General features: G+C 67.4%; 25 protein-coding genes and 1 pseudogene. 10 read left to right on the forward strand and 16 right to left on the reverse strand.

From position 1 onward, the window contains the following. Positions 1-7: 7 nt before the first annotated feature. Positions 8-1,321: a glycosyltransferase family 87 protein gene (locus tag QQ25_RS19445; protein WP_039380503.1), complete on the forward strand. Its 1,314-nt coding sequence runs from the start codon at positions 8-10 to the stop codon at positions 1,319-1,321. Here QQ25_RS19445 and QQ25_RS19450 read toward each other — a convergent pair. The 5 genes from QQ25_RS19450 to QQ25_RS19470 all read right to left on the reverse strand — a co-directional run bounded on the left by QQ25_RS19450 (position 1,318) and on the right by QQ25_RS19470 (position 4,814). Continuing rightward, positions 1,318-2,061, reverse strand: a complete 744-nt coding sequence (locus tag QQ25_RS19450) for a lysophospholipid acyltransferase family protein (protein WP_039321563.1) — start codon at positions 2,059-2,061, stop codon at positions 1,318-1,320. The genes QQ25_RS19445 and QQ25_RS19450 overlap by 4 nt on opposite strands. A 108-nt stretch (positions 2,062-2,169) precedes the next feature. After that, positions 2,170-2,589, reverse strand: a complete 420-nt coding sequence (locus QQ25_RS19455; RefSeq protein WP_039381089.1) for a hypothetical protein — start codon at positions 2,587-2,589, stop codon at positions 2,170-2,172. Next, positions 2,586-3,860, reverse strand: coding sequence for an ArsA family ATPase (locus QQ25_RS19460; protein ID WP_101906059.1), 1,275 nt, complete (start codon positions 3,858-3,860; stop codon positions 2,586-2,588). Before QQ25_RS19460 ends, QQ25_RS19455 begins: the two co-directional genes overlap by 4 nt. After that, positions 3,857-4,294, reverse strand: coding sequence for an SRPBCC family protein (locus tag QQ25_RS19465; protein WP_039381090.1), 438 nt, complete (start codon positions 4,292-4,294; stop codon positions 3,857-3,859). The genes QQ25_RS19460 and QQ25_RS19465 overlap by 4 nt, the downstream gene beginning before the upstream one ends. A 130-nt stretch (positions 4,295-4,424) precedes the next feature. Continuing rightward, on the reverse strand, positions 4,425-4,814 hold the full coding sequence (locus tag QQ25_RS19470) for a hypothetical protein (protein ID WP_029108766.1): 390 nt from the start codon (positions 4,812-4,814) through the stop codon (positions 4,425-4,427). A gap of 106 nt (positions 4,815-4,920) precedes the next feature. On the opposite strand from QQ25_RS19470, the gene QQ25_RS19475 reads away from it, so the two are divergent. After that, positions 4,921-6,717, forward strand: a complete 1,797-nt coding sequence (locus QQ25_RS19475; protein ID WP_039380505.1) for an AMP-dependent synthetase/ligase — start codon at positions 4,921-4,923, stop codon at positions 6,715-6,717. Between the two features lie 31 nt (positions 6,718-6,748). On the opposite strand, the gene pimB is transcribed toward QQ25_RS19475, so the two are convergent. From pimB to QQ25_RS30230, 4 genes are all read right to left on the reverse strand, one after another. Continuing rightward, positions 6,749-7,891, reverse strand: a complete 1,143-nt coding sequence (gene pimB, locus QQ25_RS19480) for a GDP-mannose-dependent alpha-(1-6)-phosphatidylinositol monomannoside mannosyltransferase (protein WP_039380507.1) — start codon at positions 7,889-7,891, stop codon at positions 6,749-6,751. A gap of 49 nt (positions 7,892-7,940) precedes the next feature. Further along, the gene (locus QQ25_RS19485; protein WP_039380509.1) at positions 7,941-8,822 is read right to left on the reverse strand and encodes a peptidase; all 882 of its coding nucleotides are present in this window, start codon (positions 8,820-8,822) and stop codon (positions 7,941-7,943) included. Further along, the gene (ripC, locus tag QQ25_RS19490) at positions 8,791-9,927 is read right to left on the reverse strand and encodes a peptidoglycan hydrolase RipC (RefSeq protein WP_039380511.1); all 1,137 of its coding nucleotides are present in this window, start codon (positions 9,925-9,927) and stop codon (positions 8,791-8,793) included. Before ripC ends, QQ25_RS19485 begins: the two co-directional genes overlap by 32 nt. Before the next feature lie 152 nt (positions 9,928-10,079). Beyond that, positions 10,080-10,346 carry a hypothetical protein gene (locus QQ25_RS30230; RefSeq protein ID WP_082017609.1) on the reverse strand — a complete coding sequence of 89 codons (267 nt, stop codon included), beginning with the start codon at positions 10,344-10,346 and terminating at the stop codon, positions 10,080-10,082. A gap of 222 nt (positions 10,347-10,568) precedes the next feature. Here QQ25_RS30230 and QQ25_RS19495 point away from each other — a divergent pair. Next, positions 10,569-12,386 (forward strand): annotated as a pseudogene (locus QQ25_RS19495) (DEDD exonuclease domain-containing protein); the annotation flags it as partial. On the opposite strand, the gene trpD reads toward QQ25_RS19495, so the two are convergent. Continuing rightward, positions 12,324-13,418 carry an anthranilate phosphoribosyltransferase gene (gene trpD / locus QQ25_RS30235; protein WP_082017610.1) on the reverse strand — a complete coding sequence of 365 codons (1,095 nt, stop codon included), beginning with the start codon at positions 13,416-13,418 and terminating at the stop codon, positions 12,324-12,326. The pseudogene QQ25_RS19495 and the gene trpD overlap by 63 nt on opposite strands. Before the next feature lie 122 nt (positions 13,419-13,540). Here trpD and ctaE point away from each other — a divergent pair, with 122 nt between their 5' ends. From ctaE to qcrB, 4 genes are all read left to right on the forward strand, one after another. Continuing rightward, positions 13,541-14,152: an aa3-type cytochrome oxidase subunit III gene (ctaE, locus tag QQ25_RS19510; RefSeq protein ID WP_003885537.1), complete on the forward strand. Its 612-nt coding sequence runs from the start codon at positions 13,541-13,543 to the stop codon at positions 14,150-14,152. A gap of 62 nt (positions 14,153-14,214) precedes the next feature. Continuing rightward, positions 14,215-15,021, forward strand: a complete 807-nt coding sequence (qcrC, locus tag QQ25_RS19515; RefSeq protein ID WP_039321664.1) for a cytochrome bc1 complex diheme cytochrome c subunit — start codon at positions 14,215-14,217, stop codon at positions 15,019-15,021. After that, positions 15,018-16,226 carry a cytochrome bc1 complex Rieske iron-sulfur subunit gene (qcrA, locus tag QQ25_RS19520; RefSeq protein ID WP_039321666.1) on the forward strand — a complete coding sequence of 403 codons (1,209 nt, stop codon included), beginning with the start codon at positions 15,018-15,020 and terminating at the stop codon, positions 16,224-16,226. The genes qcrC and qcrA overlap by 4 nt, the downstream gene beginning before the upstream one ends. Beyond that, a complete protein-coding gene (gene qcrB / locus QQ25_RS19525; protein ID WP_039321576.1) occupies positions 16,223-17,860 on the forward strand; it encodes a cytochrome bc1 complex cytochrome b subunit in 1,638 nt (545 codons plus the stop codon). The genes qcrA and qcrB overlap by 4 nt, the downstream gene beginning before the upstream one ends. 329 nt (positions 17,861-18,189) lie before the next feature. Here qcrB and QQ25_RS19530 read toward each other — a convergent pair whose 3' ends face one another. From QQ25_RS19530 to ctaC, 4 genes are all read right to left on the reverse strand, one after another. After that, positions 18,190-18,774: a DUF2561 family protein gene (locus tag QQ25_RS19530; RefSeq protein ID WP_039321578.1), complete on the reverse strand. Its 585-nt coding sequence runs from the start codon at positions 18,772-18,774 to the stop codon at positions 18,190-18,192. Continuing rightward, positions 18,774-19,649 carry an MmpS family transport accessory protein gene (locus tag QQ25_RS19535; RefSeq protein ID WP_039321580.1) on the reverse strand — a complete coding sequence of 292 codons (876 nt, stop codon included), beginning with the start codon at positions 19,647-19,649 and terminating at the stop codon, positions 18,774-18,776. The genes QQ25_RS19530 and QQ25_RS19535 overlap by 1 nt, the downstream gene beginning before the upstream one ends. 183 nt (positions 19,650-19,832) lie before the next feature. Next, positions 19,833-20,252 carry a cytochrome c oxidase subunit 4 gene (locus QQ25_RS19540; RefSeq protein WP_036449434.1) on the reverse strand — a complete coding sequence of 140 codons (420 nt, stop codon included), beginning with the start codon at positions 20,250-20,252 and terminating at the stop codon, positions 19,833-19,835. Between the two features lie 12 nt (positions 20,253-20,264). Then, entirely contained in the window at positions 20,265-21,302 is a 1,038-nt protein-coding gene (ctaC, locus tag QQ25_RS19545) for an aa3-type cytochrome oxidase subunit II (RefSeq protein WP_039321583.1), read from the reverse strand. Between the two features lie 189 nt (positions 21,303-21,491). Here ctaC and asnB point away from each other — a divergent pair, with 189 nt between their 5' ends. Further along, positions 21,492-23,486, forward strand: a complete 1,995-nt coding sequence (gene asnB / locus QQ25_RS19550; protein ID WP_039321585.1) for an asparagine synthase (glutamine-hydrolyzing) — start codon at positions 21,492-21,494, stop codon at positions 23,484-23,486. A gap of 66 nt (positions 23,487-23,552) precedes the next feature. On the opposite strand, the gene QQ25_RS19555 is transcribed toward asnB, so the two are convergent. Further along, on the reverse strand, positions 23,553-24,530 hold the full coding sequence (locus QQ25_RS19555; protein ID WP_039380512.1) for a carbohydrate kinase family protein: 978 nt from the start codon (positions 24,528-24,530) through the stop codon (positions 23,553-23,555). 172 nt (positions 24,531-24,702) lie between these two features. Here QQ25_RS19555 and QQ25_RS19560 point away from each other — a divergent pair, with 172 nt between their 5' ends. Beyond that, complete coding sequence (locus tag QQ25_RS19560; RefSeq protein ID WP_039380514.1) at positions 24,703-25,329, forward strand: Rv0361 family membrane protein; 627 nt, start codon at positions 24,703-24,705, stop codon at positions 25,327-25,329. Between the two features lie 20 nt (positions 25,330-25,349). On the opposite strand, the gene QQ25_RS19565 is transcribed toward QQ25_RS19560, so the two are convergent. Beyond that, on the reverse strand, positions 25,350-25,706 hold the full coding sequence (locus QQ25_RS19565; RefSeq protein WP_029108748.1) for a HesB/IscA family protein: 357 nt from the start codon (positions 25,704-25,706) through the stop codon (positions 25,350-25,352). Positions 25,707-25,888: 182 nt separating this feature from the next. Between QQ25_RS19565 and QQ25_RS19570 the strand changes: the two genes are divergently transcribed. Beyond that, positions 25,889-26,593 (forward strand): DUF3043 domain-containing protein, encoded by a 705-nt coding sequence (locus QQ25_RS19570; protein ID WP_039380516.1) that lies wholly within the window; start codon positions 25,889-25,891, stop codon positions 26,591-26,593. Positions 26,594-26,599 lie beyond the last annotated feature (6 nt).

A 26,599-nucleotide genomic window follows, 5' to 3' on the forward strand; every position in this document is an offset into this window, starting at 1 on the left:
TGAAGACATGAGTAAGCGGCAGTCGCCCGGCGGAGCTGGTTGGGCACCGACGATCGGGTGGCGGCTTTTTCAGTTGCTCACAGTGGCCGGGCTGATTCTGGTCGGCTGGCGGCTACTGGGCCACGTGCCCTATCGAATCGACATCGACGTGTACCGGATGGGCGGTCGGGCCTGGTTGGACAACCAACCGCTCTACGCCGACGGCGCGATTTTCCACACCCAGGGCGGCCTGGATCTGCCGTTCACGTATCCGCCGCTCGCGGCGATCATGTTCGCGCCGTTCGCCTGGCTCTCGTTGCCCGCCGCCAGTGTGGCGATCACCGCCACGACTCTGCTCCTGCTGATCGTCTCGATGGTCATCGTGCTCACCCGGTTGAACGTCTGGCCGGACACCACCATCACCTCGGAGCCGGCCTGGCTGCGCCGCTGCTGGCTGGCAACCGCGCTGGTGGCGCCCGCGGTCATCTGGCTGGAACCGATCCGGTCGAACTTCGAGTTCGGCCAGATCAACGTGGTGCTGATGACGCTGGTGGTCGCCGATTGCGTGCCGCGCCGGACGCCCTGGCCGCGCGGCGTCCTGCTGGGCCTGGCGATCGCCCTCAAGCTCACTCCCGCCGTGTTCCTGCTGTATTTCCTGCTGCGCCGCGACATCCACACCCTGCTCCGGACCGGCCTGGCCGCAGTTGTGGCGACACTCGCCGGATTCGTGCTGGCCTGGACGGATTCGATCGAGTACTGGACCGAGACCGTGCGCAACACCGACCGGATCGGCACGGCCACGCTCAATACCAACCAGAACATCGCGGGCACGCTGGCCCGGCTCGGCCTGTCCGAGGGACCGCGATTCGCGCTGTGGGTCGTTGCCTGCTTCGCGGTGTTGGCACTGACCGTCTGGGCGGTCCGGCGTGTCCTGCGCTCCGGCACCGACGAGTCCTCCGTGCTCGCGCTGATCTGCGTGGCGATGTTCGGCCTGGTGGTGTCGCCGGTGTCGTGGTCGCATCACTGGGTGTGGTCGCTACCCACCCTGTTGGTGACGGGCGTGCTCGCCTACCGGATGCGCCACCGACGTCTGGCCTCGGTGTATCTGGGGTCGGTGACCGTGATCGGATTCGCCCTGATGGTGTGGACGCCCATTGCGCTGTTGACCCCGCACCACGAGACCGCGGCGTCTGTAGTTCGGCAGCTGGCCGCCGATTCCTACCTGTGGTGGGGACTCGCGGTCATCGTCGTGATCGGGGCGGTGTCCACAGTTGAGCCGCGCAAGGCTCCCGCGGTCGCCGCTGCACCGCTGGTCCAGTACAGCGGCGGCGAAGCCTCTTAACCCGCTGCCGCGTGCGGCAGCCGGGATGCCGGCTTGCCCGCGTCGACCTGCTGGCCGTTGGTCTGCTGGGTGCTCTCCTTGACCGCTGCGGCGTAGAGGTCGACGTACTCCTGACCGGACAGGTCCATCAGCTCGTACATCACCTCGTCGATCACGGCGCGTTCGATGAAACGGTTGCCCGCCAGGCCGTCGAACCGGCTGAAGTCCATCGGCTTACCGAACCGGACCTCGACCCGGCCGAACCGCAGGCCCTTCGAACCCGGCGGGTTGACGACGTCGGTGCCGACCATGGCCACGGGGATCACCGGCACCCCGGTTTCGAGGGCCAATCTGGCCAGCCCGGTCTTGCCCTTGTAGAGGCGGCCATCCGGTGAGCGCGTGCCCTCGGGATACATGCCGAGCAGCTTGCCCTCGCCCAGAATCCGCTTGGCTGTGGTCAGAGCGGCCTGCGCGGAATCCGCGTCGGTGCGGTCGATCGGGACCTGGCCGACGACGGTGTAGAACCAGGCCAGGAACCTGCCCTTGATCCCGGTGCCGGTGAAGTACTCCTGCTTGGCCAGGAACGTGATGCGGCGGCTCACCACCAGCGGCAGGTAGAAGCTGTCCATCACCGCCAGGTGATTACTGGCCAGGATGGCCGGACCGTCTGCCGGAACATGTTCCAGCCCAGTGATTTTGGGCCGGCCGAGAACGGCCAGCAACGGGCCCAACAGGATGTACTTGAACAGCCAATACCACATGGACCCTCCACCTTGTGCGCACTGCGCAATGCTCTGCGACAACTGTACCCAGGCCATGTTGTGGCTACCACAGCAAGCCCTCGATGCCTGCTGAGTCTCAGCAGGGAATCAGTCAGCTGGGCCCTCCACGGTGACCGGGATGTGCTGGTAGCGACCCGGGGGCGGCGGGGGCGGGTAATCGTCGGGCGGCGGTCCGTCCGGCCCATCGTCGGGCGGCGGGCTATCACCGTCGGCGCCGCTATCCGCGCCGCCGTGCCCGTCGGCTCCGTCATCGAGGACCGCGCGGATCACCGTCAGCAGGGCCACGCTGTGCTCGGCGACCACCGACAGCAGCGGATGCTGTTCGCCGTTGACCACCGCGGCCAGCGCGCACACCGGACACCAGACCTGCTGGCACTTGCCGGGGCCGCTGTCCGCCGACGCGGCGAAATTGGCGGCTGCCAACCGCATGGCCGGGTCCAGCCGGTCCAGGATGTCCTGTGCCAATTGCCGCAGTTCCGAACCCAACTCGGGATGAGACCCCGTCATGCCGGCCACACCTCCGGATTCGGACGAAAACGCACTGTCAGCTCGCCACCCCGCAATTGGGCGTCTGTCACGATGCAGCGACGCAGGACAGAGGCCAACCGTACCCGGCGCCGCATCCCTGCGACGCCGATGATCAGATCATCGTCGACGCGACCCAGCGTGAGGCCGGCCGAATCGATCTGCGGCAACTCTAGCCGCAACCGGTACACGGCTTCGAGTCCAGACCCCGACTCCCGGTCGACGATGGGCCGCAACGGGCCGGGCGGCGGAGATCCGTCGCGCCGTCGCGACGCCTCGATCAGCTCCGCCAGCGCCTTGGGGCCGATCGGCTCACCCGGCACGTGCGGTACGAGCACCAGCTGAACATCGCCGATCGCGGCGTCGAGGTCGGTGAGCACCGCCTGCTGCTCGGCGATCCGCTCGGTGTACCAGTCGAACGCCGGATGAGCGGGCAGGTTGTGGTACTCGAACGAATCATCTTGCACCAAAATCTGATTGACGATGATCTCGGTGACTTCGACGCCCATCAGAGCCAGCGATCCCAACGTCCGCGAGGCCTCGGCGGCCACCACCCGCTCCGGGGTGAGCACCAAGTGAGCACTCACCCGCGACCCGTCGGTGAGCAGGGCGCCCAGCCGGCGGATGCCGGAATCCACCCGCTCGATCAGCGCGACGATGGCTGCGCTGACCGCATCGGGTGTGCCTGACAGGCGGCGGTGCCGCGGCCAGGCCCGCTCCAGGTAGAGGCCGAACGTCTCAGGCAGCGTGAGCATCCGCAGGGCATCGGCGGTGGAGGCACAGTCCACCACCACGTGATCCCAGTTTCCGGAATCGGCGAGCTCCCCCACCTCGTGCAACCCCAGCACTTCCTGGATCCCCGGAAGCGCTGAAAGTTCTTCGGGCGCAACGTCTCCCAGATCCGATTCGGGGAAGCGCGCCGCCAGCGGGCCGGCCGTCTCGACCCAGCGGGCACCCAGCAGGGCCAGCGTGTCGAGCGCAAGGGCGTCCAGCGCGCCGCCCGCTGCGGTCAGTCCGGTCTCCAGATCGTTGAGTACCCGGGTAGGAGCACGTTGACCTGTTGGGGCGAGCGGGATCCCGAGGACATCGCCGGTGGAATGGGCCTGATCGGTGGACACGATCAGCACCCGCTGACCGCTCGCGGCGTCACGAACCGCGGTGGCTGTCGCCAGCGTCGACTTACCTACCCCGCCTTTGCCGACGAACAGGCTGATCCTCGCAGGGGAAGGTGCTCTCCCATCCGGCGAAGTCACTCAGCCTCTGCTCGTTTCTTGAGGTCTTTGAGCGCTGTGTCGGTGAGCCGGCGCTCGGCTTTGCGCTTGAGCAGACCGATCATCGGGATGACGAGATCGACCGACAGCTCGTAGGTGACCTCGGTACCGGATCCCTTGGGCGCCAAGCGGTATGCCCCGTGCAGGGATCGCAGCAGCGAACTCGACACCAGCGACCACGTCACCGAGGTGCGATCGGCGGGCCACTCGTAGGACAGCACCATGGTGTCCTTGAGCACCGCGGCATCGAGCACCAGCCGGGCGGTCTTCGGATTGCCGTGCGTGTCGGTGTCGAGCACCTCGGCTTCCTTGTATTCGGCGACCCATTGCGGGTACGAGCCGATATCGGCGATGACATCCATCACCGTCACCGGATCAGCGTCGATGTAGATGGTCTGTGTCGTCTTGTCGGCCACCGCCACACCCTTCTCCCCGCCCCGCGGGGGTGCCCATTCTCCCGCACCCGCGGGGGTGCCCATTCTCCCGCACCCGCGGGGGCTCCCCTGGGTCTCGCCGAGAAATCTACCCTCCCGTCGAGCAACCCGGTCAGGCCAGTCGGGACACTCCGACCGGGCGAGCCGACTCCAACCGCTGCTTGATCCCGAAGGACATCGCCTTGCCCGCCACCCGGCGTTGGTGGTTCATCTTTGCCAGGTCCATCTCGGCCAACTGCTTGGCCGTGGCGCCCGACGGTTCGGCGTGCAGGAAGTAATGCAGCACCACACCGTCCATCACCGCCTCGAGCCAGACCTCCATGGTGCCGGTCAACGCACCGGTCACAGTCCAGCGGTGGCCCTTCTCGGCGCGGTCCTCGACGACCTTGAGAACGAGGTCGGGCCACCACCGCCGCCAGTTGGCGGGATCGGCGACCGCGGCTCCCACGGCGACCGGATCGGCGCAGACGAATGTCTCGTCGGCGATCTGAATGCTGTTCATCGCGGACTAGCTTCACATATGCCTGATCGTCTGCCTACCGCGGCCGACTAGGCTGGCGCGCAAAGCCGGTATCACAAGCCTGGAGGCCAAGATCGTGCGTGAGTCAATGCGGGAGTACAGCGTCCCCGCGTCGTTTGCCGTCGGCGAGCACGACAACATCGTCAGTCCGGTATCCGCGCACGCGGCCGACACCCCCGACCACGTCATCTTCCGGCGCCTGGTCGACGGTGCCTGGACCGACGTGACCTGCGCCGAAGCCGCCGACCAGATCCGTTCGGTCGCCCGCGGCCTGATCGCCGAGGGCATCCAGCCCGGCGATCGGGTGGCGATCCTGTCGGCCACCCGCTACGAGTGGCCGATCATCGACTTCGCGATCCTGTCCGCCGGCGCGGTGACCGTGCCGATCTACGAGACCTCGTCGGCCGAACAGGTCCGGTTCGTCCTCGACAACTCCGCGGCCAAGATCGTCTTCGCCGAGACCGACGCGCACGCCGAGACCGTCGAACAGCTCCGTGGCCAGCTGCCCGAACTGCGCACGGTGTTGCGGATCGACGGCACCGGCACACCCGCGCTTGAGGCCATGGCCGAGGCCGGGAAAGCGGTCGACGCCGCCGAGCTCGACACCCGCCTGGCCGGGATCCGGTCGGCCGACCCGGCCACGCTGATCTACACCTCCGGCACCACCGGCCAGCCCAAAGGCTGCCAGCTGACGCACTCGAACCTGCTGTACGAGATCAACGGAGCCAAGGCCTGCTTCCCGTCCGAGTTGGCCCAGGGCGAACGAATGCTGGTGTTCCTGCCACTGGCGCATGTGCTGGCCCGCGCCATCACCATCGCGGCGTTCGCCAACAAGGTCACCCTCGGCTTCACCAGTGACATCAAGAATCTGGTCCCGATCTTCGGGGTGTTCAAACCGACACTGGTGGTTTCGGTTCCGCGCGTATTCGAGAAGGTCTACAACACCGCCGAGCAGAACGCCCGCAACGATGGCAAGGGCAAGATCTTCGCGATCGCCGCCGACACCGCGATCGAGTGGAGCAAGGCCCAGGACAACGGCGGAGCCTCCTTGCTCCTGCGCGCCAAACACGCACTGTTCGACAAGCTGGTCTACGGCAAGCTGCGGGCCGCGCTCGGCGGCGAATGCCATGCCGCCATCTCGGGCGGCGCGCCGCTCGGTGCGCGGCTGGGCCACTTCTACCGCGGTGTGGGGTTGACGATCTACGAGGGCTACGGGCTGACCGAGACCAGCGCCGCGATCACGGTGAACCGGGTCGACGACCTCAAGGTCGGCTCGGTCGGCAAGCTGGTGCCCGGCAACAGCATGCGCATCGCCGAGGACGGCGAGCTGCTGGTCAAGGGCGGCGTGGTGTTCAACGGCTACTGGGACAACGCGGTCGAGACCGATGCTGTGTTCACCGATGGCTGGTTCCACACTGGTGACCTCGGGGCGATCGACGACGACGGTTTCCTGACGATCGTCGGGCGCAAGAAGGAGATCATCGTCACCGCGGGCGGCAAGAACGTCGCACCCGCCCTGCTCGAGGACCGGTTGCGGGCCCACCCCTTGATCAGCCAGGCGATGGCCGTCGGCGATCAGCAGCCGTTCATCGCCGCGCTCATCACCATCGACCCCGAAGCCTTTCCGGGATGGAAGCAGCGCAACGGCAAGGACGCCGCCGCCTCCGTCGGTGACCTCGCCGACGACCCCGACCTGGTGGCCGAGATCGACCTGGCGGTCAAGGAGGCCAATCAGGCGGTGTCGCATGCCGAGTCGATCCGCAAGTTCCGGATCCTGCCCGTCGACTTCACCGAGGACACCGGTGAACTGACCCCGACACTGAAGGTCAAGCGCAAGGTGGTGGCCGAGAAGTTCGCCACCGACATCGCCGCGCTGTACGGCTGATCTGCGCCTGATCGTGGGGCTGATCTACGGATCAGCCCGACAGGATCGCGGTGAGCTTCATCCCCTGGGAGCGCCACTGCCAGTTGTCGACTGCCCAGTGCCGTCCAGCCGCCCCCATGGCGGCTGCGCGCGCGGGATCGGACAGCACGTCGCCCACGGCCGTCGCGACGGCCGCCACATCGGTGCCGTCCACCACGGTGCCGGTCTGGCCGTCGAGCACGGTTTCCGGCGCCCCGCCCGAGGTTCCGGCGATCACCGGCACGCCGCAGGCGGAGGCCTCCAGGTAGACGATGCCCAACCCCTCGACGTCCAACCCCGCCCCACGGGTGCGGCACGGCATGGCGAACACATCGGCCATCGCATGGTGTGCGGGCAGTTCAGCGGCCGGCACCGCACCGGTGAAGGTGACGTCGGCCGCCACATCATGTGTGTCCACGAGTTGTTGCAGGCGCTGCAGATACGGTCCCCCGCCGACGATGACCAACGCGGCGCCGGGGACGCGACGGCGGATCGCCGGCCAGGCGCGGATCAACATGTCCTGGCCCTTGCGCGGCACGAGGCGCGACAGGCACACCACCACCGGGCGCTGCCCCAGCCCGTAGCGGGCGCGCAACTCGGCCCGGGCCACCGAGTCGGGTACGAAACGGTCGGTGTCGACCCCGGGCGGCAGGTGCTCGAGCGCCGCGCGGGCACCGAACGCCGAGGCGAACCTGCCGCGGGTGTAACGGCTGATGAACGTCACGACGTCGGCGTCGTCCCCGATACGGCGCAGGGCCGAACGTGCCACGGGCAGCATCGACCAGCCGACCTCGTGGCCGTGGGTGCTGGCCACGATCCGTCTGGCTCCGGCGCGCCGGGCCAGCGGGCCCAGTAGCGCCAGCGGCGCCGCCGCCCCGAACCACACTGTCTCGATGTCGTTCTCGGCGATCAACCGCTGCATCCGGCGCGCCACGGTCGGCTCCGGCACCATCAGGGTGGTGGGGTGCCGCACCACGCGGTACCCGGCTGCCGCGGCCTGGTCATCGAAATCCGCGGCACCCTTCCATTTCGGTGCGTACACAGTCAGCTCATGGGAGCGGTCACGCACCAGCTCACCGACGAACGCCTCCAGGTACGACTGGATGCCGCCGCGACGCGGCGGAAAGTCGTTGGTGACCAACAAAACCCGCGTCATCGCTGTTGACTACCCATCTGTGGCTCGTCTGCTCCCCATCGGCGCAAGGCTATCCGGTCAGCCAGCGACGCCAACCGGCGACCACGGCGTCGAGGTCGGCGCCCAATGCCTCGCGGACCGCGGTGGGCACATCGGGATGACCGGATCCACATGCCCGCAGGTACAGCTCACGCAGCGTCGGTGCGCCGTACGCGTCGGCAACGTAGCGGCTGAACCACCACGCCCGGTCGTACGCCAGACTGCGGGCCGCCCCGGGAGTGTCAAGGTCGGAATCGGTGGGCAGCTGGGCCAGCGCCTCGGCCTGCGCCGCACCCGGCACCGCCGTGTGCGGGCGGCCCACATAGTCGGCCACGCCCTCGGTCAACCAGCGCGGCGCGTCGGCCGCCGTCGCCGACCGGGCCGCGTAATGGAACAGCTCGTGGCGCAACACGATTCGCAGCGCCGCAGGACTCATGCCGGCAGCGCCGGGAGCGAACATGATCCGCTGCGCGGTGGTGGTCGCCGCGATGTCGGCGGCCCCACCGGCCAGCACGCTGAACTGCTGATCGGAGCCCGCGACCGCGATCTCGATATCCGGCCGCCAATCGGGTCCCCAAAATGCGGTGACCGCGGCGGCCGCGGCAGGAAGTTCGGCGGCCAGCCGCTGCAGCAGGGCCGAGGACTGCGCACCGCCGAGGGCGATGAGCCGGGCGGTGCGTCCGTCCGGTAACACCAGCGAGGTGACGGGGTCAGGTCGCGGCGCCGTGGAGACGACGGGAGCGTTCGGGGGCGCGGCAGAGGGCGGCGGCGAGGGAAACCGGGACAGCAACATCGTCGCCACTGCCAGTTCGCCCAGCAGCACCGCCCACAGCAGCCGGCTGCGGGTGCTCAGGGTGAAACCGGCTCCGCTATGAGGACGCTCAGTACCGGCGAACGTTGTAGATCGGCGCATTGTTGACCGGCGCAACCCGAACCGGGGTGCCGTAGGTCGACGCGTGCACCATCATCCCGTCGCCGATGTAGATGCCCACATGGGAGGCATCGGAGTAATAGGTCACGACGTCGCCCGGTTGCATCGAGTCAGACGACACCGGCTGACCGCCGCGAGCCATGGCCTGGCTCGAATGTGGCAGAGAGATGCCGGCGTGCTGGAACGCCCACATCACCAAACCCGAACAGTCGAAGGAGCTCGGTCCTGCCGCGCCCCACGAGTAGGGCGAGCCGATGCGGCTCAGCGCCGCCTGGATGACGGTCCCGGAGTGACCGCTGCCCGCATCAGGGAGGGCTCCCTCAGGCGGGGCGACGTCGCCGGGCGGGATGCCGTTCGGCGGATCGGCCAACACGGCGGGATCCTGGGCCGGCGGCAATGCCTCGGGTGCGGGCACCGGCGGCGCAGGCGGCAGGGCCGTCATCGCTTCCCGCTGGGCCGGGCTCAGTGCCTGGTACTGCGACTTGACGATCGCGATCTGCACCTGCAGCTGACTTTGCTTGGATTGCAGTTCGGCGCGCACTGCGGCGGCCTGCTCGGCGGCGGTCTTGGCGTCGGCGGCCGATTGAGCCGATTCCTGCTCGGCCCGAGCGGCCTTCTCACCCACCGAGTGGAAGTTCTTCATCTGCGCCGACATCTCGGTGGCCATCACCCGCTGCACCGCGAGTTGCTCGATCAGCTGCTGCGGTGAGCCCGCGGTCAGGATCGCGTCCACACCCGAGGTGCGGCCACCCATGTACTGGGCTGCAGCTACCTTGTTGACGGACATCTGAAAGGTTGCCAGCTGCGACTTGGCCGCATCCACCGCTGCGGCGTCGTCAGCATGCTTCTTTTCCGCATTCTCCTGTGCCGCAAGCTTGTTGTTGAGGTCAAGCTGCGCGGAGTGCATCGCCTCCGTCGTCTGCTCAGCCTGCCGCGACAGCTCATTGAGCTTTGCCATGGCATCGTCGGCAGGGTCGGCGTGCGAACCAGCGGCCAGGATTCCGGATAACAAAGTCAAGCCCGCTATTGCACCTGCAATGGGTCGCTTGACACGACTTGTGGGCCGGTGCGCGCGCTCGTGCCTCAAGTTTTTGTCCTCACAACTGGCGATGGCGAGCCGCCTCGAACTGCTCTTAGGTCTCAGATAGGTTACGAAACGGCATCGGGCTTGTCCAACAGAAGGTGCAAATTTAACAGCCCGCGCGGAATATTTTCCTGTGCCCGCAGCGTCGCGTGTCGTCAGGCGACTCCGGATCTGCCGCTGCGGTGAATCGGGACGAGTCGTAGCCGCGGCGCAAGGCCCACGTCAGCGAGTACTTCCAAGGCCTGACGCTCGTCGTTCAGCAAAGTCTCGGGGACTCCGAGCAACACACTTACGACGCAGTCCTGACATCCGGGCCCGCGTACCGCGCAATCGTCGCAGTCGATGGTCACGCTGCCGGTGTCCGGCTCGTCAGGGCAAGGTTCGTCGGCCCAGGACCAGTTGTCCTGCCGCACTCCGCTCATCTTGACCGTCCTCTCGTTCGGTGTATTGCGCGCACCGTATCGCCGTGCACCGACAAGGAGCGGAGCGGATTGGAGCGAGAGGCCCGACAAGGAGCGGAGCGGATTGGAGCGAGAGGCCCGACAAGGAGCGGAGCGGATTGGAGCGAGAAGGCTCGACAAGCCCGGGCGTGGCGACCGCGAGCTTGTCGGGGTTTGTCGGGGGCAGTGCCTACCGTCATCGCCATGGGCCAGCGCACTATCGCCGAAGCCGAGCAGCTGGCCTTCAGCTTGGGCGCCGCCGTCGACGACGACGTCGCCCTGTCCCTGGCCGACACCACCTTCGTGGTGGTCGACCTGGAGACCACCGGTGGGCGGGCCACCCCGAAGGCACCGGGCGGCGCCTACGACGCCATCACGGAGATCGGCGCGGTGAAGATCCGCGGCGGCGAGGTGCTGGGCGAGTTGGCCACCCTCGTCGATCCCGGCCGCTCCATCCCGCCGCAGATCGTCGAGCTCACCGGGATCACCACGGCGATGGTCCGCGACGCACCGCGCATCGACTCGGTGCTGCCGGCATTCCTGGAATTCTCGCGGGGCGCGGTGCTCGTCGCGCACAACGCCGGGTTCGACATCGGGTTCCTGCGGGCCGCGGCCCGGCGGGCGGAGCTCGATTGGCCGCGGCCCCCGGTGCTGTGCACGGTCAAGCTGGCCCGCCGGGTATTGACCCGGGACGAGGCGCCCAGCGTGAAGCTCTCGGCGCTGGCTCGCTTGTTCGGTGCGTCCACCACCCCCACCCACCGTGCCCTCGACGACGCCCGCGCCACCGTCGATGTCCTGCACGGCCTCATCGAGCGGGTCGGCAACCAGGGCATCCACACGTTCGCCGATCTCAAGAACTATCTGCCCGACGTCACCCCGGCCCAGCGGCGCAACCGCTCACTGGCCGACCGGCTGCCCAACCGGCCCGGCGTGTACCTGTTCCGCGGCCCGTCGGACGAAGTGCTGTACGTGGGCACGGCGGTCGATCTCCGGCGGCGGGTCCGCCAGTACTTCACCGGTGCGGACCCGCGGACCCGGATGAAGGAGATGGCCTCGCTGGCGTGCGCCGTCGACCACGTCGAGTGCGCCCACGATCTTGAGGCCGGAGTCCGCGAGCTGCGTTTGCTCGCGGCGCACGCGCCGCCGTACAACCGGCGCTCCAAGTTCCCGCAGCGATGGTGGTGGGTGGCGCTCACCGACGAGGCCTTCCCGCGGTTGTCCGCCGTCCGAAATCCGGGGTGCCGCACCGCTTTCGGGCCGTTCTCGGCCCGATCGGACGCCGTGCAGTCGGCTGCCCTGCTGGCCCGGTTCACCGGGCTGCGCACGTGCACACCCCGTTTCGGCGCACGAGGCACCCACCACTGCCCCGAGGTCGAACTGTCGCCATGCCCGGCCGCACAGGACGTCACCGCCGCCCAATACTCGGCGGCGGTACAACGGGCCACCGCGCTGATCGACGGCGCCGATCACAGCGCGCTGGCGGCGGCGCTGGCCCATATCGGCGAGGTGGCGGCCGCCCGCCGGTACGAGACCGCCGCACGATTGCGCGATCACGCCTCGGTGGCCATCGAGGCGCTGTGGCGGGGGCAACGGTTGCGCGCCCTGGCCGAACTGCCCGAACTCGTGGCGGCACGCGGCGACGGTGCCGGCGGCTGGCATTTCGCGGTGATCCGCCACGGCCAACTGGCCGGCGCGGGCACCGCCCGCCGCGGTGTGCCGCCGATGCCGGTGGTCGACGCGATCTGCGCGGCAGCACAGGTGATCCTGCCCACCGCAACACCATTGGGTGGCGCACTGGTGGAGGAGACTGCGCTGATCGCCCGCTGGCTGGCCGCACCGGGCGTGCGCATCGTGCGGACCGATTGCGGCTATGCGACACCGATCGGGGCCGCGGGTCGATACGCCGAGTGGGCGGCCACCGCGCGCTCGGCCCGTTTGGCCGCGGCCCAGCAGCAGAACTCAGAACTGCAGGCTGAACCGCACCCAACGCGCGAGCAGTTGTTCGGCCGCGCCCGAGTCGATGGCCTCGGCGGCCCGGGCCAGCCCGGCCTCCCACGCAGGCACCCACTTGGCGTCGCTGGCTAGCCCGGCATGGGCCACCATCGCGCCCGCCGCGTTGAGCACCACCGCGTCGCGCACCGGCCCTTTGACCCCGCCCAGCACGGCGCGCGCCGATGCCGCGTTGGCCGTCGCATCGCCGCCGACCAACTCACTGATGTCGGCGCGCTTGAAGCCGAAGGCCGCGGGGTCGAACTTCAGCCGTTCTACCGTGCCTGCCTGCACGCGCCAGATGGTGCTGGTGGTCGTGGTGGTGAGCTCGTCGAGGCCGTCGTCGCCGTGCACGACCAACACACTGGACCCGCGGGCGGCGTACACGCCGGCCATCACCTCGGCCAGCTCGTCGAACGCACACCCGATCAAGCCGGCCCGGGGCGCGGCCGGATTGGTCAGTGGCCCAAGCAGGTTGAAGACCGTGGGAACCCCGATCTCCCGGCGCACCACCGAGGCGTGCCGATATGACGGGTGGAATTGGGGCGCGAAGGCGAACCCGATCCCGACCTCGGCGACACTGCGGGCCACCTCGTCGGGGCCCAGGTCAATCCGCACGCCGAGTGCCTCCAGCGTGTCGGCACCGCCCGACAGCGACGACGCCGCCCGGTTGCCGTGCTTGATCACCGGAACGCCGCAGGCCGCGACCACGATGGCCGCCATGGTCGACAGGTTCACCGTGTTGGCTCCGTCGCCGCCCGTACCGACGATGTCGACCGTCTCGTGACCGATCTGATCGGTGGGAACGCGGCGGGCGTGCGACAGCATGATGTCGGCCAACTCCCCGACCTCGGTCGAGGTCGGACGCTTCATCTTCATCGCCACGGCGAAGCCGGCGATCTGGGCCGGGGTCGCCGCGCCGGTCATGATCTGGTCCATGGCCCAACCCGCATAACCGTTGGGCAGGCTCTGCTCAGTGGTCAAGCGCCCCAGGATGAGCGGCCATGTCGGCGCCGCGACAGAGCCGGACGCAGATGGGGAACGCGGAGAAGATGCGGGAGCCACCGCCGAATGCTATCTCTGCGCGACTTCGCGCCCCGGGCCGCGCCACCCAAAGGCGACACGTTTGAGATCAATTGCTCGACCCGGGTGGAGTTCGACAACTACAAAGCGTCATACTTGCGGATGTGACGAGCGCTGTAGGTACCTCGGGAACGGCAATCACGTCGCGCGTTCATTCGCTGAACAGACCGAACATGGTCAGTGTTGGCACCATCGTGTGGCTTTCCAGTGAGCTGATGTTCTTTGCTGGACTCTTCGCGATGTATTTCACCGCGCGCGCGCAAGCCGGTGGCGACTGGCCGCCCGAGCCGACCGAACTCAATTTGGCCCTTGCTGTTCCGGTGACGCTGGTTCTCATCGCGTCATCCTTCACCTGCCAGATGGGCGTGTTCGCCGCCGAGCGCGGCGACGTGTTCGGGCTGCGCCGGTGGTATGTGATCACGTTCCTGATGGGCCTGTTCTTCGTATTGGGCCAGGGATACGAGTACATCCACCTGGTGGAGCACGGCACCACCATCCCGGGCAGTGCCTATGGATCGGTCTTCTATCTGGCGACCGGTTTCCACGGCCTGCACGTGATCGGCGGACTTGTCGCGTTCATCTTGCTGCTGGCCCGCACCAAGATGAGTAAGTTCACGCCCGCGCAGGCCACCGCGGCGATCGTCGTCTCGTACTACTGGCACTTCGTCGACATCGTCTGGATTGCGCTGTTCGCCACCATCTACTTCGTCCGATGATCGGCTCGCCGATGCGTCCGATGATTGGCCGGCCGATGATCGACTCGATGAGAAGGGGTTCGATGACCAGCAAGTCGCGCCGACGACTGCGCCGACGACTGTCAGCAGGTCTACTGCTGCTGGTCGGCCTGTCGGTCGCAGGTGGTGTTGCGGCCACGCTGACACCCACGCCACAGGTCGCAGTCGCCGACGAATCGCAGTCGGCGCTGCTGCGCACCGGTAAGCAACTGTTCGAGACGTCGTGCGTTTCGTGCCACGGCGCCAACCTGCAGGGTGTGCCCGACCGTGGGCCCAGCCTGATCGGCACCGGCGAGGCCGCGGTGTACTTCCAGGTGTCGACCGGTCGCATGCCCGCAATGCGTGGTGAGGCCCAGGCACCGGCCAAGCCGGAGCACTTCGACGAGAACCAGATCGACGCGCTCGGCGCGTTCGTTCAGGCCAACGGCGGCGGCCCGACGGTGATCCGCGACGAGCACGGCGGCGTGGCCCAGGAGTCGCTGATCGGATCCGATGTGGCCCGCGGCGCGGACCTGTTCCGGCTGAACTGCGCGTCCTGCCACAACTTCACCGGCAAGGGCGGCGCGTTGTCGTCCGGTAAGTACGCACCGGACCTCGGCGACACCGAGCCGGCCCAGATCTACACCGCGATGCAGACCGGGCCGCAGAACATGCCCAAGTTCTCCGACCGGCAGCTGTCGCCGGAAGAGAAGCGCGACATCGTCGCCTATGTCCGCGAGTCGGCTCAGACGCCCAGCTACGGCGGCTACGGACTCGGCGGCTTCGGGCCCGCGCCCGAGGGCATGGCGATGTGGATTATCGGAATGGTCGCCGCTATCGGCGTGGCAATGTGGATCGGGGCGCGCGCATGAGCCAGAACGGCCCAGACATGAAGGGCACCGACACTCCCGGACAGACCGGTGAACCCGGCCAGCCCAGCGATGCGCAGCTGGCCGAGATGTCGCGCGAGGAGCTCGTCGAGCTCGGCGGCAAGATCGACGGCGTCGAGACCATCTTCAAGGAGCCTCGCTGGCCGGTCCCCGGCACCAAGGCCGAGAAGCGGACCGAGCGGCTGGTCGCGTACTGGCTTCTGCTCGGCGGGCTCTCGGGCCTGGCGCTGCTGCTGGTCTTCCTGTTCTGGCCGTGGGAGTACCAGCCCTTCGGTTCTGAAGGTGAGTTCCTCTACTCGCTGGCGACCCCGCTCTACGGCCTGACCTTCGGCCTGTCGATCCTGGCGATCGGCATCGGCGCGGTGCTGTTCCAGAAGAAGTTCATCCCCGAGGAGATCTCGGTCCAGGACCGCCACGACGGGCGCTCCCCCGAGTTGCACCGCAAGACCATCGCGGCCAATCTGACCGATGCGCTGGAAGGCTCGACGGTCAAGCGCCGCAAGCTGATCGGCTTGTCGCTGGGCATCGGCCTCGGCGCGTTCGGTGCGGGCACCCTGGTCGCCTTCATCGGCGGGTTGATCAAGAACCCGTGGAAGCCCGTGGTTCCCACCGCCGAAGGCAAGAAGGCCGAATTGTGGACCTCGGGGTGGACGCCCCGGTTCCACGGCGAGACCATCTACCTGGCTCGTGCGACCGGTCGGCCCGGCTCGTCACCGTTCGTGAAGATGCGGCCCGAGGATCTCGACGCCGGTGGCATGGAGACGGTCTTCCCCTGGCGGGAGTCCGACGGCGACGGCACCACCGTCGAGTCCGAGCACCACCTGACCCAGATCGCCATGGGTGTCCGTAACCCGGTCATGTTGATCCGCATCAAGCCGGCCGACATGCCCCGTGTGGTCAAGCGGAAGGGCCAGGAGAGCTTCAACTTCGGTGAGCTGTTCGCCTACACCAAGGTCTGCTCGCACCTGGGCTGCCCCTCGTCGCTGTACGAGCAGCAGACCTACCGCATCCTTTGCCCGTGCCACCAGTCGCAGTTCGACGCGTTGCACTTCGCAAAGCCCGTATTCGGTCCGGCTGCGCGCGCGTTGGCGCAGCTGCCTATTACCATCGATAAAGACGGCTACCTGGTCGCCAACGGCGATTTCGTAGAGCCCGTCGGACCGGCATTCTGGGAGCGCAAATCATGAGCCCTGACCTTGCCAAGATCGCAGCCGCGCAAGGCGATGCGATCGATTCCCGCTACCACCCCTCGGCCGCGGTACGTCGCCAGCTGAACAAGGTGTTCCCCACCCACTGGTCCTTCCTGCTGGGTGAGATCGCGCTGTACAGCTTCATCGTGCTGCTGATCACCGGTGTCTGGCTGACGCTGTTCTTCGATCCGTCGATGGCACACGTCACCTACGACGGCGTATACCAGCCACTTCGCGGTGTGCAGATGTCGCGGGCCTACGAGTCCGCGCTCGACATCAGCTTCGAGGTCCGCGGCGGTTTGTTCGTCCGCCAGATTCACCACTGGGCGGCACTGATGTTCGCCGCGTCGATCATGGTGCACATGGCGCGCATCTTCTTCACCGGTGCGTTCCGCCGCCCGCGCGAGGCCAACTGGGTGATCGGCTCGCTGCTGCTCATCCTGGCGATGTTCGAGGGTTACTTCGGCTACTCGCTGCCCGACGACCTGCTGTCCGGTATCGGCCTGCGCGCCGCGCTGTCCTCGATCACCCTGGGCATGCCGATCATCGGCACGTGGCTGCACTGGGCGCTGTTCGGTGGGGACTTCCCCGGCGAGATCCTGATCCCGCGCCTGTACGCACTGCACATCTTGCTGCTCCCCGGCATCATCCTGGCCCTCATCGGCGCACACATGGCGCTGGTGTGGTTCCAGAAGCACACCCAGTTCCCCGGCCCCGGCCGCACCGAGCACAACGTGGTCGGCGTGCGCGTCATGCCGGTGTTCGCGGTCAAGTCGGGCGCGTTCTTCGCGATGATCACCGGTGTGCTCGGTCTGATGGGCGGTCTGCTGACCATCAACCCGATCTGGACTCTGGGTCCCTACAAGCCGTCGCAGATCTCGGCGGGCAGCCAGCCCGACTTCTACATGATGTGGACCGAAGGCCTGGCGCGTATCTGGCCGGCCTGGGAGTTCTACCCCTTCGGCCACACCATCCCCGCGGTGGTCTGGGTGGCGTTGATCATGGGCGGCGTCTTCGGCCTGCTGATCGCCTACCCGTTCATCGAGAAGAAGGTGACCGGCGACGACGCCCACCACAACCTGCTGCAGCGTCCGCGTGACGCACCGGTGCGTACCGCGATCGGTGCCATGGCGATCGCGTTCTACATGGTGTTGACGCTTGCCGCGATGAACGACATCATCGCGCTCAAGTTCCACATCTCGCTGAACGCGACCACGTGGATCGGCCGTATCGGCATGGTGGTGCTGCCCGGCATCGTGTACTTCATCGCGTACCGGTGGGCAATCTCGTTGCAGCGCAGCGACCGTGCGGTTCTGGAGCACGGCATCGAGACGGGCATCATCAAGCGCCTGCCGCACGGTGCCTACGTCGAGCTGCACCAGCCGTTGGGACCGGTCGACGACCATGGTCACCCGATCCCGCTGGAGTACCAGGGTGCCGCACTGCCCAAGCGCATGAACAAGCTCGGTTCGGGCGGCGCACCGGGCACCGGCAGCTTCCTGTTCGCCGATCCGGCGGTCGAGCACGATGCGCTCACCGAGGCCGCACACGCCTCCGAGCACAAGGCGCTGACCGCGCTCAAGGAACAGCAGGATCGAAATGGCAACGGGGAGACCAACGGTCACCACTGACCACTCCCCTGCCCTACCTGACGGCCCCGCCGTCGCGCTCAGACAATGGCCGCAACCTCACCGCGAGGTTGCGGCCATTGTCTTTGTGTGGCAGGTACGGAACTTCGACCAGTGTTGGCTTGTGTTCGAGATGAGCGCGGAATCTCGAACACAAGCCAACATTCGTCAGTCGGGAGCGCAGACTGAATCAATCAGTGTGCACAGTTCGGGTGAGCCACTCGCTGTCCCCGCACCGCCATCTGAACTGCACGACGACGTCTGGGCGAAGAAGACCAGCAAGCGCGACTACCCGTATAGCCGTAGGACGGGACGCTCGCGGACCAGAAGAGTCAGGCGGACAAGGAGTCCAGCCGGCGCAATGCGACGATCAGCAGCGCGACGAGGGCGGCAACGATGGCGCCGGTCAGGCCGTAGAGGCACCAGGCCGCCACATTGCTTCCAGTGGCCATGAGATAGGTGGCCAGCCCGGTTACGGCGGTCCCCGCGCCGACGGCGCAGACGACCGCCAGGGTGAACCGGAGCCACACGGCCTCCACTGCTGCGGTGCTGGTACCGCTGCCCGCGGTGTAACGGCTCATCGCGACCGGAGCGGCACGGTAGCTGCCGGAAATCGGGCGCGGTGAGCGGGCCGGCGGCTGAGGCCGGCGTCCGGGCTGCTGACGGTTGTCGGCCTGCGCCCGGGCCCGCAGCAGCAGCGGCACGGCCCCGGCGATGACCACCACGGACAGGCCGATCACGGTGTAGAGCACCCACGGAGTGTCAGCGCTCTCGCCGCCCTGTGGATGGCTGCGGCCAAGGTCCACCAGGGCGACGACGGCGGCCACCCCGGCCCCGAGCGCAGCCAGCCACACGGCGGCGCAGGCTCCCAGCAGTACCCGGTCGGTGGTGTCGAGTTCGCCGATCGGTCCGGACATCAGCAGGCAGTCTGTGCGGAGTTGTTGGCGTTCGAGGACAGCACGGTCCCGTCGCTGGCCGTGATCGAGCAGTTCAGCCTGCTGACCAGGAACAAGCTGGACGCCTCGACCGAGCCCACGTCCGAGTTGGAGATGGGCGTCATCGTGAAGGTCCACGGGATGTACACATTGCGCAGGGTGCGGCGGTTTCCGTTCCCGTCGACGTAGGTGATGGTGATGATGTCACCCGGCGCCTTGGTGCCCGTCACCGAATAGGTGACTTGCCGGGGACCGGCATGCGTCGTTGTGGTCGTCGGCGGCGCCGTCGTGCCGCTCGGCGGGGGCGGGGGCGCCTCGCTGGCCGGCGGGGGCGGTGGCGGCTCGGTGACGGTGACGGTCTCCGGGGGCGGTGGAGGCGGCAACTCCTCCGACGTGGGCGGAGGCGGAGGCGGCGGTGCCGGCGGAGTCGTCGTGGTGATCTCGTCCTGCACGGGCGGTGCCGATGTGGTGGTGCTCGGCTGCGGGGTCGCCAGGTTGGCCGTGTCGTCGTCCCGGGTGACCAGGACGGCCACCGAAGCCACCAGGGCGACCGCCGCGATGATGGCCGTGACGCCGACCACCCACGGCCAGCGCGGTGGCGGGGCGGCGTCGACGAGTTCGGTCGCCGGGTCGTAGTCGTCGTAGTCGTAGAGCGCCACGTCGGCAGGCACGTACGGCCCGCTGGTGAACTGCTCCGACTCCGGCGCGGAGTACGCCTGTGAGTAGAAGTCTGTGTCGCCGCCATCCGCATCGGCGCCGGCTACCTGCGTCGGCTCCTCAGGTGCGGAGTGTTTTCCGGGTTGATCCGGCAAATCAGAACCGGAGGCACCCGGTTCCGGGGGATTCGGCCCGCTCATCTACGCCTATCCTTCTCGACAACTTCACTGCCACGCGGAGCGAACGAGACCTTCGCTGATGACAGTGCCCCGGCAACATTACCGAACGAGGTGATCGCGGCGAGTCCGGCGTTGCCGGTGGCTGATGAAGTGACGCTCCGATTGTGACCTTGTGCGAGGTCACAATCGGGACGTCAGGACGGGTCAGTGCTTCTCAGGACCCCAGTAGTACTCGAAGACCAGGCCGCTGACGGCCATCAGCACGAAGCAGACGCCGGCCACGATCAGCCAGGGAAGCCACAGGGCGGCACCCACGGCAGCGACAGAGAAGGACAGCGCGATCAGGATCGGCCACCAGCTGTGCGGCGAGTAGAAGCCGAGTTCCCCTGCGCCGTCGCTGATCTCGGCGTCTTCGTAGTCCTCGGGGCGGGTGTCGAGACGACGCGCCACGAACCGGAAGAACGTACCGGTGATCAGGGTCAGGCCGGTGGTGAGCACGAGCGCGGTGGTACCGGCCCACTCGACGCCACCGGTGGCGAACATGGCCGTCAAGACGCCGTACACCACCGCCGACAAGGCGAAGAACGCCGTGAGGATCTCGAACAGTCGAGCTTCAATATGCATTGTGTGTAGCCCCTACTTGCTCGCCTGCGGTGCCTGCTCACCGCGCCGGGTGTCGAACGGGTGCGTGGTGATGGCCAGCGGCTCCTGGTTGATGGCCGCCAACGCCTGGGCGTTGGTCTTGCCGGCGTTGCGCTGGTCGATGTAGGCCTTGAAGTCATTGGGTTCGACGACCCGGACCTCGAAGTTCATCATCGAGTGGTAGGTGCCGCACATCTCGGTGCAGCGGCCGACGAACGCGCCGGTCTGCTCGATCTTGCTGACCTGGAAAATGTGGTCCGAGTGGTTGGCCACCGGATCCGGCATCACGTCGCGCTTGAAGAGGAACTCGGGCACCCAGAATCCGTGGATCACGTCCGCGGAGTTCAGCTGGAACTCGATGCGCTTGCCTGCCGGGAGCACCAGCACCGGGATCTCGGTGGAGCTGCCCAGGGTCTCGATCTTGTCGAAGTTCAGGTAGGTGCGGTCCTCGGGGTTGATGCCGTGCACCGCGCCGACGCGCTCCTTGCCGTGCGCGTCCTTGCCCTCGGGCTTCGACGTCATCGCGGACTTGCGCGCTTCGTCGGCACCGTCGTAATCGAATGAGCCGTCGGCATAGTCGATCTTCTGGTAGCCGAACTTCCAGTTCCACTGGAAGGCGGTCACGTCGATGACGACCTCAGGGTTGGGGTCCTTGTGCAGCATCCGCTCCTGGACCACCACGGTGAAGTAGAACAGCACCGAGATGATGAGGAACGGGACGACCGTCAGCACCAGCTCCAGCGGCATGTTGTAGCCGAACTGGCGCGGCAGCTCCGTGTCGCCCTTCTTCTTCCGGTGGAAGGCGCTCGACCAGAAGATCAGGGCCCACACGATGGCGCCGACCACGAAGGAGGCGATCACCGAGCCGATCCACAGCTCTCGGTTGAGTTTGCCCTCCGGGGTGATGCCGGTCGGCCAGCCGAGCGCGAGTGCGTCCTGCCAGCTGCAGCCGCTCAGCAAGAATGCTGAGCCTCCCAGGACAATGGTCAACAACGCCGCTCGGGCCACCGTCTTAAGCCCGCGAGGTGTCACGTTGGCGCCTCCTAGATCGGTATTTCGCGACCGCGACCGGTCGTTGTTTTGCGAATACTACGCAGCGTAGACCACGCCGGTCCACGGGAGCGAAGCGACTCGGGAATGGGGTCCCGACGGCGACCCGGTGACCGGCGCGACGTCTCGGGTGGTGGTCTCGGGACCCGCCGGATCAGACATACTGACGCGGTGTGCGGACTGCTCGCGTTGGTAACTGCCCCTACCGAGACCAACCCCGAAACCACCCGGGGTGACCTCTCCCCCGAAGCCGAATCGCGGCTGGTCGACGCGGTGGCGAACGCTTCCCACCTGATGCGTCACCGGGGCCCCGATGAGCCCGGCACCTGGGCTGACGGGGACGGGCACGACGGCACCGTGGTCCTCGGCTTCAACCGGCTGTCGATCATCGACATCGCGCACAGCCATCAGCCGCTGCGATGGGGACCGGCCGAAGCACCGGACCGATACGTGCTCGTGTTCAACGGCGAGATCTACAACTATCTGGAACTGCGGGACGCGCTGCGGTCCGAACATGGTGCGGTATTTCACACCGACGGCGACGGCGAGGCCATCGTCGCGGCCTACCACTACTGGGGCACCGAGGCGCTGAATCGCCTCCGCGGCATGTTCGCTTTCGCGTTGTGGGACACGGTCGAGCGCGAGATGTTCTGCGCCAGGGATCCTTTCGGCATCAAGCCGCTGTTCATGGCGACCGGACCGGGCGGCACAGCAGTGGGCAGCGAGAAGAAGTGCCTGCTCGGCCTGGCCGAGGACGCCGATCTGGCGCTGGGTTTCGACCTCACCATCGACGAGCGTGCCGTGCAGCACTACACGGTGCTGCAGTACGTGCCCGAGCCAGAGACGCTGCACCGGGGCATCCGCCGGCTGGAGTCGGGCAGCTACGCGCGGTTCAAACCCGGCGGCCGCCCCGAGGTGACGCGCTACTTCGTCCCGAAGTTCAACGCGGTGCCGTTCGCCAAGGGTGCCGAGCAGTCCCGCTACGACGAGATCACCGCCGCGCTCGAAGATTCGGTGGCCAAGCACATGCGCGCCGATGTGACGGTCGGCGCGTTCCTGTCCGGGGGTATCGACTCGACGGCCATCGCGGCGCTGGCGATGCGTCACAATCCGCGGTTGATCACGTTCACCACCGGCTTCGAACGGGAAGGATTCTCCGAGGTCGACGTGGCCGTCGCCTCGGCCGAGGCCATCGGCGCCCGGCACGTCGCCAAGGTGGTGAGTGCGGCCGAGTTCGTCGAGGCGCTGCCCGAGATCGTCTGGTACCTGGACGAGCCGGTGGCCGACCCGGCTCTGGTGCCGTTGTTCTTCATCGCCCGTGAGGCACGCAAACACGTCAAGGTGGTGCTGTCCGGCGAGGGCGCCGACGAGCTGTTCGGCGGCTACACGATCTACCGGGAACCGTTGTCGCTGCGGCCGTTCGACTATCTGCCGCGGCCGGTGCGTAAGTCGCTGGGAAAGGCGTCGAAGCCGTTGCCGGAGGGCATGCGGGGCAAGAGCCTGCTGCATCGCGGCTCGCTGACTCTCGAGGAGCGCTACTACGGCAATGCCCGCAGCTTCTCCGACGACCAGTTGCGCGCGGTGCTACCCGGCTTCCGCCCGGGCTGGACGCACACCGACGTCACCGCCCCGGTGTACGCGGCATCTCAGGGCTGGGATCCGGTGGCGCGCATGCAACACATCGACCTGTTCACCTGGCTGCGCGGCGACATCCTGGTCAAGGCCGACAAGATGACGATGGCCAACTCACTGGAATTGCGGGTGCCATTCCTGGACCCGGAGGTTTTCGCGGTGGCCTCACGGCTGCCGGTCGATCAGAAGATCACCCGGTCCACCACGAAGTACGCGTTGCGCCGGGCGCTGGAGCCCGTCGTCCCCGCCCACGTGCTTAACCGGCCGAAGCTGGGCTTCCCGGTGCCGATCCGGCATTGGCTGCGGGCCGGTGAGCTGATGGACTGGGCCTACGCCATGACGGCGACGTCGCAGGCGGGCGCGTATGTCGATCTGGCAGCGGTTCGCACCATGCTCGACGAGCACCGCAACGGCGTCAGCGATCACAGCCGCCGGCTGTGGACGGTCCTGATCTTCATGCTGTGGCATGCGATCTTCGTGGAGCACAGCGTGACGCCGCAGATCTCCGAACCGCACTACCCGGTGCAGCTCTAGGCCCGAGCAGACGCGAAATCCCCCTATTTCCGTGGAAATAGGGGGATTTCGCGTCTGCTCGCCGGGCTAGCCGGCCAGGGCCTTGCCGATCTCGGCACCCGCCTCGGCGCCGTAGGCGTCGGACAGGCGCTGCACGGCCTCGGCCGCGTCCCAGGTCCATTCCTGTGGACCCGTCGCCTCCAGGACGAGCACCGCGACCAGTGAGGCCAGTTGAGCCGAGCGCTCCAGGTTCAATCCGGCGCTGCGTCCGGTGAGGAAGCCGGCCCGGAATGCGTCGCCGATGCCGGTGGGGTCGGCCTGATGCTTCTCGGGCACGACGTCGACGTGGACGAAGGTGCCGTCCGAGCTGACCAGGTCGACACCCTTGGCGCCCAGGGTGGTGACGCGCATGTCGATCTGGCTCATCACCTGGGCCTCGCTCCAGCCCGACTTCTGCAGCAGCAGATCCCACTCGTAGTCGTTGGTGAACAGGTAGGCGGCACCGTTGATGAGCTTGCGGATCTCCTCACCAGAGAGCCGGGCCAGCTGCTGGGAGGGGTCGGCGGCGAAGGCCAGGCCGAGCTCCCGGCATTCCTCGGTGTGCAGGAACATCGCCTCGGGGTCGTTGGCGCCGATGATCACCAGCTCCGGCTTGCCCACCCGGGCCACGAGGTCGGCCAGGGAAATGTTGCGTGCCTCCGACATGGCACCGGGATAGAACGAGGCGATCTGGGCCATGTCCTCGTCGGTGGTGCAGACGAAGCGTGCGGTGTAGGCGCTCTCGGAGATCAGCACGTTGCCGCAGTCGACGTTGGCGCCCTCCAACCAGGAGCGGTACTCGGCGAAATCCTGACCCGCGGCGCCCACCAGCGCGACGTCACCACCGAGGGTGCCGATCGCGAAAGCCATGTTGCCCGCCACGCCCCCGCGGTGGATCACCAGATCGTCGACCAGGAAGCTCAGCGACACCTTCTGGAGGTGGTCGGCCAGCAGTTGCTCGGAGAATTTGCCCGGGAACCGCATCAGGTGGTCGGTCGCGATGGATCCGGTAACTGCGATGGTCACGTGGTGTCACCCCTCATTTCGTTAAGTCGGCTACATAACAGTACCCGCGCGGACTGTCAGCGGTCTGCGCGCACAGTCGCACATCGCGGGTTGCGCTAACCTGCGTATAACCGTATTCCCGGTCACCGTAGACGGCTGACCGACCTCCAGATCACGCGGGGAGCGCCAATTAATGACTGGTTCTTACCAGTACCCCGAGCAGACTCCGCCTCAGCAATATCCCGAGCAGGTGTCGCACACGCCGTCCGCGTATCCCGGGACGCTTCCGCCCCCGGTGCCGTACCCGACACGGCGGCGCTGGCCGAAGATCCTGGCGGGCGTGCTGGTGGTGGCGGCGCTCGCGGGTGTGTTGACCGCGGTGCTGGTCACCGGGCGCCGCGGTCCGTCCGCGCCAGTGGTGGTCTCCGACGCCCGCGCCCAGGCCGCGATCCAGGAATACCTCGACGCGCTGCTGGACGGGGACGGCGAAACCGTCGCACGGCACACACTGTGCGGGTTGTACGACGGGGTGAAGGACCGCCAGGCCGATCTCGCGGTGGCGGGCCTGGCCAGCGACGCGTTCCGAAAGCAGTTCAGCAAGGTCGAGGTGACGGGCATCGACGCGAATGTGCCGTGGTCCACCACGCAGGCTCAGTTGCTGTTCACCATGCGGGTCGCACCTGCCGGCGGGTCCGCACGCGGACAGCGCACCGTCGATGAGGAACAACAGGGCGTCGCACAGCTTCTGGTGAAGAGAGACGGGAAGAGCGAGCAGATTCTGGTGTGCTCGTACGTGCTGCGCACCGGCGGTCAGTACTGACCGCCGACGGTCAGCTCACGTCAGTTGAAGGAGTCGCCGCAGGCGCAGGAGCCGGTGGCGTTCGGATTGTCGATCGTGAAGCCCTGCTTCTCGATGGAGTCCACGAAGTCGATGGTGGCGCCCTGCACATACGGCGCGCTCATCCGGTCCACGACCAGCTTCACGCCGCCGAACTCGGCGGTGAGGTCGCCGTCGAGGGCACGGTCGTCGAAGAACAGGTTGTAGCGCAGGCCGGCGCAGCCACCGGGCTGAACCGCGATGCGCAGCGCGAGGTCGTCGCGACCTTCCTGGTCCAGCAGCGCCTTCGCCTTCGTCGCCGCAGCGTCGGACAGGGTCACACCGTGGGTTTCGGTGGTGGTGGCGTCCTGAACAGTCATAGCTCTCCCTAAAGCATCCCTGGGCATCACTGATGCCGGTACAGCTGAAGTACATAGGAAACGCGTGGACGTGCCCGCGCGTCTACTACCTCAACGGTACCTTGTTCGGCCGCTATTCCCGACTTATCCACAGGCCGGGGCATGTGGCCAGGCCATCTGCGGCGGGCAGTAACCTGGCTGGCGTGAAGCTGCTGGGCCGTAAGAAGGACAACGAAGGCGAACCCGCCGTGACCGACCAGGTCACGAATGCCGACGGGGGCGCCGGGTCAAGTTCTGCCGAATCGACGCCGGCAGGCGGTACGCCCTCGGCCACCGCGCCCAAGGGCAGGCCGACCCCCAAACGCAGCGAGGCCGCCAAGCGGCGCGGACCCGTCGCCCCCGCGCCGCTGACCGCCGCCGAGGCCCGGCAACGCCGCAAGGAGCTGCGCGGGCCCAAGCTGTCCAAGGAAGAGCGCAAGATCGAGCGGCTCAGCCGTCGCGCCGACATGGCCGACCGCCGCGAGAAGATGATGGCCGGCGACGAGTCCTATCTGCTGCCGCGTGACAAGGGGCCGGTGCGCCGCTATGTCCGCGACGTCGTCGACTCCCGCCGCAACGTGCTGGGCCTGTTCATGCCCGCGGCGCTGGCGATGATCTTCTTCATGCTCGCGCTGCCGTCGCTGAAGTTCCAGCAGATCCTGTCCTACGCGATGCTGATCCTGGTGGTCATCATGATGATCGACGGGTTGATCGTCGGCCGCAAGGTGAACCGCATGGTTGACGAGAAGTTCCCCGGAAACACCGAAAGCGGTTGGAAACTCGGGCTTTACGCGGCCAGCCGGGCGTCGCAGCTGCGCCGTATGCGCGCTCCGCGGCCGATGGTCAACCGCGGCGACAAGCTCTCTTGATGCCAT

It is taken from the genome of Mycolicibacterium setense, assembly GCF_000805385.1.
Taxonomy (GTDB): Bacteria; Actinomycetota; Actinomycetes; order Mycobacteriales; family Mycobacteriaceae; genus Mycobacterium; species Mycobacterium setense.

Excerpts from the sequence above, each read along its gene's own strand:
- QQ25_RS19445 (WP_039380503.1), top strand. The coding sequence starts at position 8 with ATGAGTAAGCGGCAGTCGCCCGGCGGAGCTGGTTGGGCACCGACGATC.
- QQ25_RS19450 (WP_039321563.1), bottom strand. The coding sequence starts at position 2,061 with ATGTGGTATTGGCTGTTCAAGTACATCCTGTTGGGCCCGTTGCTGGCC.
- QQ25_RS19455 (WP_039381089.1), bottom strand. The coding sequence starts at position 2,589 with ATGACGGGGTCTCATCCCGAGTTGGGTTCGGAACTGCGGCAATTGGCA.
- QQ25_RS19470 (WP_029108766.1), bottom strand. The coding sequence starts at position 4,814 with ATGAACAGCATTCAGATCGCCGACGAGACATTCGTCTGCGCCGATCCG.
- QQ25_RS19475 (WP_039380505.1), top strand. The coding sequence starts at position 4,921 with ATGCGGGAGTACAGCGTCCCCGCGTCGTTTGCCGTCGGCGAGCACGAC.
- pimB (WP_039380507.1), bottom strand. The coding sequence starts at position 7,891 with ATGACGCGGGTTTTGTTGGTCACCAACGACTTTCCGCCGCGTCGCGGC.
- QQ25_RS19485 (WP_039380509.1), bottom strand. The coding sequence starts at position 8,822 with ATGCGCCGATCTACAACGTTCGCCGGTACTGAGCGTCCTCATAGCGGA.
- QQ25_RS30230 (WP_082017609.1), bottom strand. The coding sequence starts at position 10,346 with ATGAGCGGAGTGCGGCAGGACAACTGGTCCTGGGCCGACGAACCTTGC.
- qcrC (WP_039321664.1), top strand. The coding sequence starts at position 14,215 with ATGACCAGCAAGTCGCGCCGACGACTGCGCCGACGACTGTCAGCAGGT.
- qcrA (WP_039321666.1), top strand. The coding sequence starts at position 15,018 with ATGAGCCAGAACGGCCCAGACATGAAGGGCACCGACACTCCCGGACAG.
- qcrB (WP_039321576.1), top strand. The coding sequence starts at position 16,223 with ATGAGCCCTGACCTTGCCAAGATCGCAGCCGCGCAAGGCGATGCGATC.
- QQ25_RS19530 (WP_039321578.1), bottom strand. The coding sequence starts at position 18,774 with ATGTCCGGACCGATCGGCGAACTCGACACCACCGACCGGGTACTGCTG.
- QQ25_RS19535 (WP_039321580.1), bottom strand. The coding sequence starts at position 19,649 with ATGAGCGGGCCGAATCCCCCGGAACCGGGTGCCTCCGGTTCTGATTTG.
- QQ25_RS19540 (WP_036449434.1), bottom strand. The coding sequence starts at position 20,252 with ATGCATATTGAAGCTCGACTGTTCGAGATCCTCACGGCGTTCTTCGCC.
- QQ25_RS19560 (WP_039380514.1), top strand. The coding sequence starts at position 24,703 with ATGACTGGTTCTTACCAGTACCCCGAGCAGACTCCGCCTCAGCAATAT.
- QQ25_RS19565 (WP_029108748.1), bottom strand. The coding sequence starts at position 25,706 with ATGACTGTTCAGGACGCCACCACCACCGAAACCCACGGTGTGACCCTG.